Source organism: Streptomyces sp. NPDC032198 (assembly GCF_040636975.1).
Classification (GTDB): Bacteria; Actinomycetota; Actinomycetes; order Streptomycetales; family Streptomycetaceae; genus Streptomyces.
Genome location: NZ_JBEZVL010000002.1, coordinates 504723 through 518665 on the forward strand (window position 1 = coordinate 504723; position 13943 = coordinate 518665).

The window sequence follows — 13943 nt, forward strand, 5'->3', positions numbered from 1 at the left end:
GGGGTCGACCTCCGGTCGGTAGGCAGGACAAAACACTTGCCGACCAGACTTCCCGGCGCACCCAGATACTTCGTGTCGTGACTTCTTGTCGCGTTGTTGACGCGGTCCTTAGCGTACCTAACGTGTCCCTGGGGTGCGCGAGCCCATCCGGTGATCGTCACCTTATGCGCAAAAGGGCCATCCGGCGCGATGCCGGACGGCCCTTCGGCGCATGGGGCACGAGGTGCCCCGGTGGATCAGTCCTCGCTCGGCGCGGCCGGCAGCTTGGTCTGGATCAGGTCCATCACGGAGGAGTCCGTGAGCGTGGTGACGTCACCCAGCTCGCGGTTCTCGGCGACGTCGCGAAGGAGGCGCCGCATGATCTTCCCGGACCGCGTCTTCGGCAGCTCGGCCACCGGAAGGACCCGCTTCGGCTTGGCGATCGGCCCCAGCGTCGTGCCCACGTGGTTGCGCAGGTCCGCCACGAGGCCCTCGTCGTCGGCGTTCGCCGTGCCCCGCAGGATCACGAACGCGACGATGGCCTGCCCGGTGGTCTCGTCCGCCGCGCCCACGACCGCCGCCTCGGCGACCGACGGGTGCGAGACGAGCGCCGACTCGACCTCGGTGGTGGAGATGTTGTGCCCGGACACGAGCATCACGTCGTCCACGCGGCCGAGGAGCCAGATGTCGCCGTCGTCGTCCTTCTTGGCACCGTCACCGGCGAAGTACTTGCCCTCGAAGCGCGACCAGTAGGTGTCGATGAACCGCTGGTCGTCGCCCCAGATGGTCCGCAGCATCGAGGGCCACGGCTCGGTCAGGACGAGGTAGCCGCCACCGCCGTCCGGCACTTCGCGCGCCTCGTCGTCGACGACGGTCGCGGAGATGCCCGGCAGCGCGCGCTGGGCGCTTCCCGGCTTGGTCTCGGTCACGCCCGGCAGCGGCGAGATCATCATCGCGCCGGTCTCGGTCTGCCACCAGGTGTCCACGATGGGGCACGTGTCGGCGCCGATGTTCTTCCGGTACCACATCCAGGCCTCGGGGTTGATCGGCTCACCGACCGACCCCAGGACCCGCAGGCTGGACAGGTCGAACTTCGCGGGGATGTCGTCGCCCCACTTCATGAACGTCCGGATCGCCGTCGGCGCCGTGTAGAGGATCGTCACGCCGTACTTCTGGACGATCTCCCAGAAGCGCCCCTGGTGCGGGGTGTCGGGCGTGCCCTCGTACATGACCTGCGTCGCGCCGTTCGCCAGCGGGCCGTACGTGATGTACGAGTGCCCGGTGACCCAGCCGATGTCGGCCGTGCACCAGTAGACGTCGGTCTCCGGCTTGAGGTCGAAGACGGCGTGGTGGGTGTACGCGGCCTGCGTCAGATAGCCGCCGGAGCTGTGCAGGATGCCCTTCGGCTTACCCGTCGTACCCGACGTGTAGAGGATGAAGAGCGGGTTCTCGGCGTCGAAGGCCTCGGGGGCGTGCTCGGCGGACTGGCGCTCGGTGAGCTCGTGCCACCACACGTCGCGGCCCTCGGTCCACGCCACGTCCTGGCCGGTGCGGCGCACGACGAGGACGTGCTCGACGGAGCTCCCCTCGCGCGACACGGCGTCGTCGACCGCGGGCTTCAGGGCGGCGGGCTTGCCCCTGCGGTAGCCGCCATCGGAGGTGATGACGACCTTGGCGTCGGCGTCCGCCACGCGCTTGGCGATGGCGTCGGCGGAGAAGCCGCCGAAGACCACGGAGTGGGCGGCGCCGATGCGGGCACAGGCCAGCATCGACACGACGGCCTCGGGGATCATCGGCAGATAGATGGCGACGCGGTCGCCCTGCCGGACGCCGAGCTCGGTCAGCGCGTTGGCGGCCCGGCTCACCTCGTCCTTGAGCTCGGCATAGGTGATGGCCCGGCTGTCGCCGGGCTCACCCTCGAAGTGGATCGCCACCCGGTCGCCGTTCCCGGCCTCCACATGACGGTCCACGCAGTTGTACGCGACGTTGAGCTTCCCGTCGGCGAACCACTTCGCGAACGGCGGGTTCGACCAGTCGAGCGTCTCGGTCGGTTCAGTGGCCCAGGTCAGCCGGCGGGCCTGCTCGGCCCAGAAGCCGAGTCGGTCAGCCTTGGCCTGTTCGTACGCCTCCGCGGTGACGTTGGCGTGGGCCGCCAGGTCGGCCGGTGGCGCGAACCTTCGCTCTTCTTTAAGAAGGTTGGCCAGGCTTTCGTTGCTCACGACATCTCCCATTCCCAGGGTGTCCGTTGTGTCCAAAGCCACAGCTCATCAGACCCGAACCCCTGGTGACAAGAGGCTGCCGAAAATTGGTTTAGACCTTTACTCGGGTGGGCGGCTCCTCGCGGGGTGTTCCCTGCTGCGGTGACGGCGTCACCTGGTCGAATACGTCGTCCGGACTCTCCGTCAGGAGATAGGCCTGCGCCTCGCCGACGTGGAAGTACATGCCGTGCAGTTCGAGGGAGCCCTCGGCCATGCGCCGGGCCACGGCCTCGTGCCCGCGCAGGTGCTCCCGCTGCTGGACCACATTGGTCAGACAGAGCTGCTCGACGGCGTCGGCGGGTGCCCGCCCCGCGAGCCGCGCCCAGCCCTCGTCCTCGTGGGCCGCCATGCGCTCAAGGCTCGGCATGCCGTGCCGCAGCCACCGCTTCAGGGGCGTCTGGGTGCCCCCGGGCGGGGTGGTGAGCAGCGCCTGCATCGCCCCGCATCCGGAGTGCCCGCACACGGTGATGGACCGCACCTTCAGTACGTCCACCGCGTACTCGATCGCCGCGGCCACCGAGTCGTCGCCGCTCTCTGCGCCAGGCAGCGGCACCAGGTTGCCGACGTTGCGGACGACGAAGAGGTCGCCGGGGCCGCTCGACGTGATCATCGATGTGACGAGCCGGGAGTCGGCGCAGGTCAGGAAGAGCTGTGAGGGCTGCTGTCCCTCGCGCGCGAGCCGGGCCAGCTCCCCTCGCACGTGCGGCGCCGTGTTCCGCTGGAACGCGCTGATGCCGCTTGCCAGTTGATACCCGCTGGGCCGTCCCGCGCCCTGGTGGGCTTCCTGGGGCCGGTCGCAGTGGTGGTTGCGCCAGGCCGTCCAGGGCCGGCAGCAGGAGTGCGACGCGCTGGCGGGCTCGGCGATCCGCGTCCCGGCGCGCCCGGTCACCTCGACGGTGCCGCCTTGCGCGGTGTGCGCGTCCTGCCAGCACTGCAGCGCTTCGTACGCCGCGTGGTCCATGAACGATCCGTCCAACTCGACGATGGTGGACGCGCCGTGGGGCACGAGATGCAGCGCCCTGCTGAGGCGCGGCACGGCGAGGAAGGTCAGCTGCCCGCGGACGCGGACGTGGTGGATCCCGTCCTCCTCGGTGTGGGTGATCCGGGTGCGGGCGAGGCGGTGCAGTGCGACGGCCACGGCCACGGCGACGCCGAGCATCACGCCTTCGAGCACCCCGAAGCAGATCACGCCGAGGATCGTGACGGTGTACACGAGGATCTCGCGGTGGCGGGTGATGGTGCGGATGTGGTTCAGGTTCACCATCTGGATGCCGACCGCCATCACCAGGGCGGCGAGTGCGGCGAGCGGGATCAGCTCCAGCAGGGGGACCATCAAGGCGGCGGCCACTACTACCCAAACGCCGTGCAGCATCGTGGAGTTCCGGCTGACGGCACCGGCCCGCACATTGGCCACGCTGCGCACCGCGACCCCGGCGACCGGGAGCCCGCCGAGCGCTCCGGACACGGCGTTGGCGGCGCCCTGGCCGAGCAGTTCGCGGTTGAGGTCGGAGCGGATGCCGCCGGCCCGCGGATCGCGCCGCCCGGAGACGAGCTTGTCCACGGCGACGGCGCCGAGCAGTGACTGCACGCTGCAGACCAGCGTGACGGTGAGGACGGCGGCGACGAGCCCGAGCACGGGCCCTCGGGGCAGGCCTGCCAGGGCGTGACTGCTCCACGACGGCAGGTCGACCTTGGCCACGCTCAGCCCGGCGACCGCGGCGACGGTCGTCGCGGCGGCGACGGAGATCAGGGGGGCCGGTACGACACGCAGGGCTCTGCCCGCACGGCCCGGAATCCGGGGCCAGAGCAGCAGCACCGCGAGGGTCAGCACGCTGATGGACAGCGCGGACGGTTGCAGCTTCGCCAACTGGGCGGGCAGTGCACGGAGGTTGTCGAGCACGGCGCTCTGCGGGGTCCCGCCGAGCACGATGTGCAGCTGTGCGACGGCGATGGTGACACCGATGCCGGCCAGCATGCCGTGCACGACGGCGGGGCTGACGGCCAGCGCCGAGCGGGCCACGCGCAGGCAGCCGAGGCCCAGTTGGGCGATTCCGGCGAGGACGGTGATGGCGCAGGTGGTCCGCCAGCCGTACTGGTGGATGAGGTCGGCGGTGACGACCGTGAGCCCTGCGGCGGGTCCACTGACCTGCAGCGGCGATCCGCCGACCCATCCGGCGACCAGACCACCTACGGCGGCGGCGACGAGGCCTGCCTGGAGCGGTGCTCCGGTGGCGAGCGCGATGCCGAGGGACAGGGGCAGGGCGATCAGGAAGACGGCGATCGACGCGGACACGTCGGCGCCCGCGATACGGAACTTGCGGATCTTGCGGAACTTGCCGGGCGGCGGCCCGTGAGGCTCGTGGTCGCGTGAGGCGTGGGCCGAGTCGGTGGCATGGGTGGGGACGCAGGCAGACATGGTTTCCCGTCTCCTCCGGGGCAGCGCGGTCGCGGGACTAGGGGTCCTCCGGAGGTCTCCGGAGGGCGGGTCGCGGCCGTGGGTCACGGCGTTGCAGCGGCGGGATATCTCAACTCTCGGTAAATGAATCGTAATGGAGAGTAAAGGTCTCGGATAGACAAGTGGCGCAAATGGGGCACTAGATCACCCTGAAGGGTGAATAAAGCTATTCATCGGCTTGTCGGAACGTCTGCCTGGAGTCTCCATGCGACGTTGGCGGCGCTGTGGGTCATTTCCGGGTAAATGCTGCCCAATCGTCCCCGGTGATGACACCTGAAGCGTGCCCTCGTGGGCTCCCCGCAGCGCGCCTGCGGGGAGTGCCCCGATTCGAAGCCGACTGAAGGAAGAAGGTGGGCGGAAGATGGCCGCCACCCAGAGGATCCACCGGATCGCCGCGGGCATCACCGCCCTCGTGGCCTGCGCCGCCGCACTGGCAGGTTGCTCGAACGGCGACACCGGCGCCAAGCCGGGCGCACCGGGCGCCAAGAAGGCAGCCCCCGCCCAGGCCCCCAAGAGCGCGGTCCGCTTGATCGGTGACGGCTCCACCGCCTTCACCGGCCGGCAGCCGCACCTGCCCGAGCCCGCCCGTCTGAGACCCGGCCAGAAGCCGCCCCAGTTCGTGGTCTTCTCCTGGGACGGCGCGGGCGAGGACAGCCAGAAGCTGTTCTCGCACTTCCGCAAGGTGGCCAAGCGGAACAACGCCACGATGACGTACTTCCTCAGCGGCGTGTACATGCTCCCCGAGTCGAAGCGGAAGCTCTACGACCCGCCGCAGCACCTGTCCGGCAGCTCGGACATCGGCTTCAACGACCGCAAGGGAATCAAGGACACCGTGGACCAGCTCCGCGGCGCCTGGCTCGAGGGCAACGAGGTCGGCACCCACTTCAACGGCCACTTCTGCGGCACCAGCGGCGGCGTGGGCCAGTGGTCGGTCGCCGACTGGAAGAGCGAGATCAACCAGGCCAAGTCCTTCGTGAAGGGCTGGAAGACGAACACGGGCACGAAGAAGGCGCAGCCGCTGCCCTTCGACTACGACAAGGAACTCATCGGCGCCCGCACGCCCTGCCTCGAAGGCCAGAAGAACTTCATGCGGGCGGCCCGCGACCTGGGCTTCCGCTACGACACCAGCGGCGTGAACAACCAGATCTGGCCCAAGAAGAAGGAGGGCCTCTGGGACCTGTCGATGCAGCTGGTCCCCGTGCCCGGGCGGAAGTTCGAGACGCTGACCATGGACTACAACTTCATGGTGAACCAGTCGGGCACGACGTCGCAGGGCGACCCCGACAAGCACGAGTACTGGGGTGACCAGATGCGCGACGGCCTGCTCCAGGGCTTCGACCGCGCCTACAAGGGCAACCGTGCCCCGCTGATCATCGGCAACCACTTCGAGTCCTGGAACGGCGGCACGTACATGCGCGCCATCGAGGAGACGATCGAGTCGGTCTGCACCAAGCGCGACGTGCGCTGTGTGTCCTTCCGCCAGCTCGCCGACTGGCTCGACGCCCAGGACCCGCAGACCGTGGAACGCCTCACCAAGCTCCCGGTGGGCAAGGCACCGAAGGAGGGCTGGGCGTCCTTCCTCTCCGCCCAGCCCGCCCCGGCCCCGAAGGGCGTACCGGGAGCCCCGGCAGCCAAGCCGTAGTCGTCAGGCGCTCTGCGGCTGCGACTCGCGCAGGACGAACGTGGGGTCGACCTGGGCAGCCAGGTCGGCGCCCGTTCGTTCGTTGCCCCAGCTCTGGGCGTTCTTCAGGTGGAAGTGGACCATCTGGCGGGTGTAGCGGTCCCAGTCCCTGCGGTCGTACGAGGAGTCGACGGCGCTCTGAAGTGCTTGCAGGGAACGGCGGTTGGTGTCCTCCAGGAGCTCGAACCGGGGCGGGCGGCCCTTCTCCATGGCGCGTACCCAGTCCGAGTGCCCGACCGTCACCAGGAGGTCGTCGCCGACCTGCTCGCGCAGGAAGTCGATGTCGTCCTGGCCCTGCACCTTGTTGCCGACGACCTTGAGGTCGACGCCGAAGTCCCGTGCGTATTCCTTGTACTGGCGATAGACGGAGACCCCCTTCCGGGTCGGCTCGGCCACCAGGAACGTCATGTCGAAGCGGGTGAACATGCCGGACGCGAAGGAGTCCGAACCTGCGGTCATGTCCACGACCGCGTACTCGTCGCGTCCGTCGACCAGGTGGTTCAGGAGCAGCTCCACCGCCCCCGTCTTGGAGTGGTAGCAGGCGACACCGAGATCGGCTTCGGTGAACGGCCCGGTCACCATCAAACGCACGGCCGCGTCGTCGAGTTCCACCGGCCGCGCACACGCGTCGTACACCGGGTTGTCCTCGCGCACCCGCAGGATCCGTGAGCCCTCGCCGGGCGGCGTCGTCTTGATCATCGTGTCGGCGGAGGTGATTCGCGGGTTCGAGCCCCGCAGATACTCCTTGATCAGGGGGAGCCGCGCGCCCATGGCGGGCAGCGCGGCGGCGTCCGCCTCGTCGAGGCCGAGCGCGGGGCCCAGGTGCTGGTTGATGTCGGCGTCCACCGCGAGGACCGGCGCTCGGGTGGCGGCGAGGTGTCGGATGAACAGCGAGGACAGCGTGGTCTTGCCGCTGCCGCCCTTCCCTACGAAAGCGATTTTCATAGTCACCAAGAGTAGCGGGGTGATCACGTGTCGTATCGATGCGGCGTGAAGAAGACCACTCCTTCGTGGGGTGGGCGCCCGGGGTGCGTAGGGTCGTACTCATGAGTACGACAGCCGATCCGCTCGCGGCCCTGGGCGCACTGCCCGGCGTGGCCGACTCCGTGGACTCCGTGCGCAAGGCCGTGGACCGGGTCTACGGCCACCGGATCATGCGGCGCCGCAGCAACGAGATCACCTCCGAGGCGGCGCTGCGCGGCGCGCGCGGCTCGGCGGCGCTCTCCGGTGCCGACTGGGCACTCGAAGAGGTCCGCCGCCGCAGCGACTTCAGTGGCGGCGGCGAGGCCCGCACGATCGGCGCGGCCCTGCGGCTGACGGCGGAGGCGGGCCAACTCCTGTCCATCTGGCGGCAGTCACCGCTCCGGGTCCTCGCGCGCCTCCACCTGGTGGCCGCCGCGGAGAACGACGAGGCGGCGGGCAGGCCGCGCCTGGCCGGCGAGTCCGTGGACGAGCCGCTGGTCGAGCTGGATGTGCCGGACTCCGACGAGGTGGCGGGCCGCCTGGAGGGCCTGTCGCAGCTGATCATCGCGGGCGGCTCCGCGCCGGCCCTCGTGACGGCCGCCGTGGTGCACGGCGAGCTGCTCAGCCTGCGCCCCTTCGGCTCGCACAACGGCCTGGTGGCGCGGGCCGCCGAGCGCATCGTCCTGGTGGGCAGCGGCCTCGACCCGAAGTCCGTCTGCCCCGCTGAGGCGGGCCACGCGGAGCAGGGGCGTGCGGCCTACGTGGGGGCGCTCGACGGCTACGCGTCCGGGACGCCGGAAGGAATGGCCGCCTGGATCGCCCACTGCGGGCGTGCGGTCGAACTGGGGGTCAGGGAGTCCACGGCGGTCTGCGAGGCGATGCAGCGCGGCGCGGCCTGAGGCACCTTCGAAGAGGCCTGGCGCGGAGACGGAAAGGCCCTGACACAGGGATGCGGCGGTACGAGAACTCGTACCGCCGCTGGCATGTTCACCGGGTTACCAAGCGTCCTCGAAAGTTGCCCATCAAGTCGGGAACTTGGCCCGTAACCTGGTGCGGCTGGCCCGTAATCGACGGGTCGACGTCGCGTGGGTGCTCGGTGTTCATGCTTCGGTCCGTGGGGCCGTGGTTGCGTTTAAAGGTAATCCTCTCGGATGTCCTTGGTCTCGCGGGCCGTTGACTCCTTTGTACTCCTGTCCTGGAGTAAGCGGAAGTCCTGGCACTACTTCTTTACTTTTAGGTTCAAACAAGGGTGAATCGGGCGTGTGGAGTCCGTCGGTGACTCACGAACCACACGAGCCCCGCTGTGGCCGCCGCGGCACCCACCGCCGCCACCGCCACGAGTGCCGGCCGGGACGGTGCTCGGCGCCTCTTCTTGAGCCGCACCGGGCGATGGAAGTCGAGAATCGGCCACCCGCGCGCGAGAGCCTCGCGGCGCAGTGCCCGATCGGGGTTGACCGCGTGCGGAAACCCCACGGACTCGAGCATCGGAAGGTCGGTCGCCGAGTCGCTGTAGGCGTGGCAGCGGTCGAGGTCGTACCCCTCGGACTCCGCGAGCTCCTTGATCGCGGTCGCCTTGGTGGGGCCGTAGGCGTAGTACTCCACCTCACCGGTGAAGCAGCCGTCGTCGCCGGCCACCATCCGGGTCGCCACCACCCGGTCCGCTCCGAGGAGTTCACCGATCGGCTCGACGACCTCGGCTCCCGAGGTGGAGACGATGACGACGTCCCGGCCCGCGGTGTGGTGCTCCTCGATGAGGGACGCGGCTTCGTCGTAGATGATCGGGTCGATCAGGTCGTGGAGTGTCTCGGCGACGATTTCCTTGACCTGCTGCACGTTCCATCCGCGGCAGAGTGCGGACAGGTACTCGCGCATCCGCTCCATCTGGTCGTGATCGGCTCCGCCCGCGAGGAAGACGAACTGTGCATATGCGGTTCGGAGAACCGCCCTGCGGTTGATCAGGCCGCCTTGGTAGAACGACTTGCTGAAGGTGAGAGTGCTCGACTTCGCAATGACCGTCTTGTCCAGGTCAAAGAAGGCGGCTGTGCGGGGCAAGGAGTGGTTTTCCACGAGCCCGAGCATAGGCGCCCACCATTCGGCGTAAGGTGAGGCGCGTGGGTTTGCCTGAGAAGGCTCTCGGGTACACCATGGAAGTCACGGATCGTTCGCGACCGTGCTAACCCGGTCTGGCTCCTCCCCCCCCGAGTCGGACCGTGGGGACGACCCCCGCTCTCCCCCCCGGCGGGGGTCGTCGCATGTCCGGATGGGTTTTCCGGACCTCTTCCGACCCTCATCTGATCGCCTGGCGCCTTCCGGCGGCCGTTTCGGCGATCTTTCCGCATGCCCAAGATCCGTCACTGTGCGTAGTTGTCAGGCTGCTCTGCGGAAGACTTCGCGATGTCACTGGTATGGGTGACGGGGATATTCACAGCCCCCGCCTTGTCCACAGTTATTGACCAAGATCCACACGTTATCCCGGATCGCTGCACGCTGATTCCGCTCGTTCTGCACGCGAAGTTCATGGCCGGATTGCTTTGGCCGACTCATCGCTGATGTGGAACGCGGCATTCAACGGGCTTGCAGTGAGAGGGGGCTGGGGATCGTGGCCGGAGTGATGACACGTGACGGGGCACCGTCGTCCGATGGACGGCAGGGCGGACCGCTGATCGTCACGGAAGATGTGGACCTGCTGGACGACCTGCTGCGGCTGTGTGCCGCGGCGGGAGTGCGGCCCGAGGTGCAGCACGGCGTGCCGGAGCGCAGAGGCGGCTGGGACGCGGCGCCGCTGGTCCTGGTCGGGGACGACGCGGTGGACCGGGTGCGCGGGGCCGTGCGCAGGCGCGGGGTCGTGCTGGTCGGGCGGGACCAGGACGATTCCGGGGTCTGGCAGCGCGCGGTGGAGATCGGTGCCGATCATGTGCTGGTCCTGCCCGACGGCGAGCGATGGCTGGTGGACCGCATCGCCGATGTCGCCGAGGGCGTGGGGAGGGCGGCGCTCACGGTGGGGGTGATCGGCGGCAGCGGGGGAGCCGGTGCCTCGACGCTGGCCTGTGCCCTTGCCGTCACGGCGGCCCGCGCGGGGCGGCGCACGATGCTGGTGGACGCCGACCCGCTCGGCGGCGGGCTCGACGTGCTGCTCGGCGGTGAGGCGGCCGACGGGCTCCGCTGGCCCGCTTTCGCGCAGTCCAGGGGCCGGGTCGGCGGCGGCGCGCTCGAGGAATCGCTGCCCGAGCTGCATTCCCTGCGGGTCCTGAGCTGGGACCGCGGCGATGCGGTGGTCGTCCCGCCCGAAGCCATGCGGGCGGTGATCGCCGCGGCCCGCAGGCGGGGCGGTGTGGTGATCGTGGACCTGCCGCGCCGCGTGGACGAAGGAGTGGCCGAGGCGCTGGCCCAGGTGGATCTGGGGCTTCTCGTGGTGCCCGCGGAGCTGCGGGCGGTGGCGGGGGCCCGCCGGGTCGCGTCGGCGGTGGGAATGGTGCTGCGAGATCTGCGGGTGGTGGTCGGCAGGGGCGGCGCAGGCCGCTCGGGAGGCACTGGCGGCGACGGCCTGAACGGCCTCGGTGGATTCGACGCGGAGGAGGTCGCGCGACTGCTCGGGCTGCCGCTCGTCGGGGAACTGCCGCGAGAGGCGGGCCTGTTGGCCGCCCAGGCCGGAGGGACGCCGCCCGGAGGTGTCGCGCGGGGCCCGCTGTCGCGGTTCTGCACGGCCTTCTGGGACCGGGTCCCGGCCGACGTCACCGGAGGCGGCTCATGAGCGCCGTCGTCGGGGCCAGGATGCTGGACGGGGTGCGCCAGTGGCTCGCGGAGAACGGGACGGAGCCGACCCCGGCCCGTGTCGCCGAGGCGCTGCGCGCCCAGGGCAGGGTGCTCGGCGATGCGGAAATCCTGGGCACGGCGGCGCGGCTGCGATCGGAACTGGTGGGCGCGGGGCCCCTGGAGGCACTGCTCGCGGACGACTCCGTGACCGATGTGCTGGTGTCCGCGCCCGACCGGGTCTGGGTGGACCGCGGCGGAGGCCTGGAGCTGACCGGGGTGTCCTTCGAGGACGCGGCGGCGGTGCGGCGGCTCGCACAGCGGCTCGCGGCCGTGGCGGGGCGCCGCCTCGACGACGCCAGGCCCTGGGTGGACGCACGGCTTCCGGACGGCACTCGTCTCCACGCGGTGCTGCCCCCGGTCGCCGTCGGGTCGACCTGCCTCTCCTTGCGTGTCGTACGGCCCCGGGCCTTCACCCTCGCGGAACTGACCGCGGCGGGGACGGTGCCGCCGGGCGGGGACCGGGTGCTCCGGGCCCTGCTCGACGCCCGGCTCTCCTACCTGATCAGTGGCGGTACGGGTTCGGGCAAGACGACGCTGCTGAGCGCCCTGCTCGGGCTCGTGGGACCGGGGGAGCGGATCGTCCTCGCCGAGGATTCCACCGAGCTGCGCCCCGACCATCCGCACGTGGTGCGCCTGGAGGCCAGGCCCGCGAACCAGGAGGGGGCCGGTCAGGTCGGCCTGGACGATCTGGTGCGGCAGGCGCTGCGGATGCGTCCCGACCGGCTGGTCGTGGGCGAGGTGCGGGGCGCGGAGGTGGTCCATCTCCTGGCCGCCCTGAACACGGGCCATGAGGGCGGCTGCGGCACGGTCCACGCCAACGCCGCGGGGGACGTGCCCGCCCGTCTGGAGGCGCTGGGGACGGCTGCGGGGCTCGACCGGGCAGCCCTGCACAGCCAGTTGGCGGCCGCACTGTCCGTGGTGCTCCATCTCGTACGGGACCGGGCGGGGCGGCGGCGGATCGCGGAGGTGCATGTCCTGGAACGCGATCCGTCCGGGCTCGTGGTGACGGTGCCGGCGCTGCGGTGGGGCGAGAAGGGGTTTGTCCGTGAGCGGGGCTGGGAGCGGCTGAATTCGCTTCTGGTGAGCGGTGGTTGGAGGGGCGAGGGATGAGCGTGACGGGGGTTGCGGCGGCTGTGTTCGCCGGAAGCGCGGTCTGCCTGGTGGTCGGTCGTGACCGGGGGCAGCGGCGGGCACGGGCGGTGCTCGCTGGCGACGGCGAGGCCGGTCCGGAAGGCTCGGCGTGGCGGCGGGTGAAGGTCCGCGTCGGCGGCCGGGGGCGTCAGGAGTGGTGGGCCCTGGCGGGCGGGGCCGCGGTCGCGCTGCTCGGGGAGTCCTTGGTGCCGCTGGCCCTGGGGGCGGCCGGAGTGCCGCTGATACGGCGCGTACGGCGGGGCAGGGACGCACGGCTGGACAGGGAGCGCAGGGCCACCGCGGTGATCGCGTTGTGCGGGGCGCTCGCCGGGGAAGTACGGGCCGGGCGGCAACCCGGGGAGGCGCTGAGGGCTGCGGCGGCTGAGGCCGAACCCGGGCCCGTTGCTGGAGCTGGAGCTGGAGCCGGAGCTGGGCTTGGTGAGGGGCGGGCCGGGGTGCTGGCGGCGGCGCGGTTCGGCGGGGATGTGCCGGGGGCGTTGGAGGAGGCGGCGCGGGAGCCGGGGGCGCAGGGTCTTGCCGGGCTCGCGGCGTGCTGGCGGGTGGCGGTGGACCGCGGTGCCGGGCTCGCGGCGGGGCTTGAGCGGTTGGAGGGTGCGCTGCGGGCGGAGCGTGATCAACGCGCCGACCTCAGGGCTCAGTTGGCGGGAGCCCGGTCGACGGCGGTGATGCTGGCGGGGCTGCCGGTCCTCGGACTGCTCATGGGAAGCGCCCTCGGGGCCGCACCCTTGCGGGTGTTGCTGCACACCGGGGCCGGGCTCGGATGCCTGGCGGTGGGCGGGGCGTTGGAGGGGGCCGGCGTGTGGTGGGCGCTGCGGATCGTACGAGGGGCGGAGGAGCGATGAGCCTTGTGGTCCACGAGCTGGGGGTGGCCGCGTGGGGTGCGGCGGCGGTGCTGTGGCTGATGTCGGCTGCCCTTGCGGCGCGACGTGAACGGGCGGTGCGGGGGCGTTCAGGGGTCGTACTGGGGGTGGTGGAGCGGCTGCCAGAGGGCCGGGAGAGGCCGTGGTGCCGGTGGCGGGGCGCGGCGCGGGGGTGGCTGGCGGTGGCCGGGGCGGTGAGTGCCGGATGGGTGCTGGTGGGCGGTGTCGCGGGGTGCCTGGTGGGAGTGGGCGCCGGGTACGGGGTGTGGCGCCGGTGGCGGGGGCGAGGTGACCGCGCCGCTGAGTTCGACGCGGTGGAGGCGGCTCGGCAACTGCCCTTGGCGGCGGACCTGCTGGCGGCTTGCGTGGCTGCGGGCGCGGGTCCTGTTGCCGCCGCTCAGGCTGTCGGCGAGGCGCTGAAGGGACCGGTCGGGGAGCGGCTCGCGCAGGGGGCCGCGCAGGTGCGGCTCGGCGGTGAACCGGTCGACGCGTGGCGGAGGCTGGCCGCGATACCGGGCGCGGCAGCGCTGGCTCGTCTGCTGGAGCGGGCGGGGGACTCGGGCGCTCCGGCGGCGGAACCGGTGGCGCGTCTCGCCGCTGACTGCCGCGCGGAACGGGGTCGTACGGCAATGGCTGCCGCGCGCAGGGCGGGCGTGCTGATGACGGCGCCGGTGGGGCTGTGCTTCTTGCCCGCGTTCGTCGCGGTGGGGGTGCTGCCTGTGGTGATCGGCCTGGCGGGCGGGTTGTTGAGCGCGGTCTGAGCGCTGGGCGGCCTGGTGGAT

At 71.0% G+C, this 13943-nt stretch carries 10 protein-coding genes; 6 read left to right on the forward strand and 4 right to left on the reverse strand.

Going from position 1 to position 13943, the window contains the following annotated elements:
* Positions 1-236: 236 nt before the first annotated feature.
* Positions 237-2240 (reverse strand): acetate--CoA ligase, encoded by a 2004-nt coding sequence (gene acs, locus AB0E78_RS07495; protein WP_361829278.1) that lies wholly within the window; start codon positions 2238-2240, stop codon positions 237-239.
* 49 nt (positions 2241-2289) lie between these two features.
* Positions 2290-4653 (reverse strand): SulP family inorganic anion transporter, encoded by a 2364-nt coding sequence (locus AB0E78_RS07500; RefSeq protein ID WP_361829280.1) that lies wholly within the window; start codon positions 4651-4653, stop codon positions 2290-2292.
* Positions 4654-5053: 400 nt separating this feature from the next.
* Here AB0E78_RS07500 and AB0E78_RS07505 point away from each other — a divergent pair, with 400 nt between their 5' ends.
* Entirely contained in the window at positions 5054-6334 is a 1281-nt protein-coding gene (locus tag AB0E78_RS07505) for a hypothetical protein (protein WP_361829282.1), read from the forward strand.
* A 3-nt stretch (positions 6335-6337) separates the two neighbouring features.
* Here the strand turns inward: AB0E78_RS07505 and AB0E78_RS07510 are convergent, their stop codons facing one another.
* The gene (locus AB0E78_RS07510; protein ID WP_361829284.1) at positions 6338-7318 is read right to left on the reverse strand and encodes an ATP-binding protein; all 981 of its coding nucleotides are present in this window, start codon (positions 7316-7318) and stop codon (positions 6338-6340) included.
* 101 nt (positions 7319-7419) lie between these two features.
* Between AB0E78_RS07510 and AB0E78_RS07515 the strand changes: the two genes are divergently transcribed.
* Positions 7420-8235, forward strand: coding sequence for an oxidoreductase (locus AB0E78_RS07515; protein ID WP_361829286.1), 816 nt, complete (start codon positions 7420-7422; stop codon positions 8233-8235).
* A 340-nt stretch (positions 8236-8575) separates the two neighbouring features.
* On the opposite strand, the gene AB0E78_RS07520 is transcribed toward AB0E78_RS07515, so the two are convergent.
* Positions 8576-9415 carry an HAD-IB family hydrolase gene (locus tag AB0E78_RS07520; RefSeq protein ID WP_361829288.1) on the reverse strand — a complete coding sequence of 280 codons (840 nt, stop codon included), beginning with the start codon at positions 9413-9415 and terminating at the stop codon, positions 8576-8578.
* A 520-nt stretch (positions 9416-9935) separates the two neighbouring features.
* Between AB0E78_RS07520 and ssd the strand changes: the two genes are divergently transcribed.
* The 4 genes from ssd to AB0E78_RS07540 are packed head-to-tail and all read left to right on the forward strand — an operon-like array spanning position 9936 to position 13922.
* Positions 9936-11087, forward strand: coding sequence for a septum site-determining protein Ssd (gene ssd, locus AB0E78_RS07525; RefSeq protein ID WP_361829290.1), 1152 nt, complete (start codon positions 9936-9938; stop codon positions 11085-11087).
* A complete protein-coding gene (locus tag AB0E78_RS07530) occupies positions 11084-12259 on the forward strand; it encodes a TadA family conjugal transfer-associated ATPase (protein WP_361829292.1) in 1176 nt (391 codons plus the stop codon). The genes ssd and AB0E78_RS07530 overlap by 4 nt, the downstream gene beginning before the upstream one ends.
* The gene (locus tag AB0E78_RS07535) at positions 12256-13143 is read left to right on the forward strand and encodes a type II secretion system F family protein (RefSeq protein ID WP_361829294.1); all 888 of its coding nucleotides are present in this window, start codon (positions 12256-12258) and stop codon (positions 13141-13143) included. Before AB0E78_RS07530 ends, AB0E78_RS07535 begins: the two co-directional genes overlap by 4 nt.
* Positions 13140-13922 carry a type II secretion system F family protein gene (locus tag AB0E78_RS07540; RefSeq protein WP_361829296.1) on the forward strand — a complete coding sequence of 261 codons (783 nt, stop codon included), beginning with the start codon at positions 13140-13142 and terminating at the stop codon, positions 13920-13922. The genes AB0E78_RS07535 and AB0E78_RS07540 overlap by 4 nt, the downstream gene beginning before the upstream one ends.
* The last annotated feature ends 21 nt before the right edge of the window (positions 13923-13943 follow it).

Coding starts and splice junctions, on each gene's coding strand:
- AB0E78_RS07520 (WP_361829288.1), bottom strand. CDS start 9,415: ATGCTCGGGCTCGTGGAAAACCACTCCTTGCCCCGCACAGCCGCCTTC.
- AB0E78_RS07540 (WP_361829296.1), top strand. CDS start 13,140: ATGAGCCTTGTGGTCCACGAGCTGGGGGTGGCCGCGTGGGGTGCGGCG.
- AB0E78_RS07505 (WP_361829282.1), top strand. CDS start 5,054: ATGGCCGCCACCCAGAGGATCCACCGGATCGCCGCGGGCATCACCGCC.
- AB0E78_RS07500 (WP_361829280.1), bottom strand. CDS start 4,653: ATGTCTGCCTGCGTCCCCACCCATGCCACCGACTCGGCCCACGCCTCA.
- AB0E78_RS07530 (WP_361829292.1), top strand. CDS start 11,084: ATGAGCGCCGTCGTCGGGGCCAGGATGCTGGACGGGGTGCGCCAGTGG.
- AB0E78_RS07515 (WP_361829286.1), top strand. CDS start 7,420: ATGAGTACGACAGCCGATCCGCTCGCGGCCCTGGGCGCACTGCCCGGC.
- AB0E78_RS07510 (WP_361829284.1), bottom strand. CDS start 7,318: ATGAAAATCGCTTTCGTAGGGAAGGGCGGCAGCGGCAAGACCACGCTG.
- AB0E78_RS07535 (WP_361829294.1), top strand. CDS start 12,256: ATGAGCGTGACGGGGGTTGCGGCGGCTGTGTTCGCCGGAAGCGCGGTC.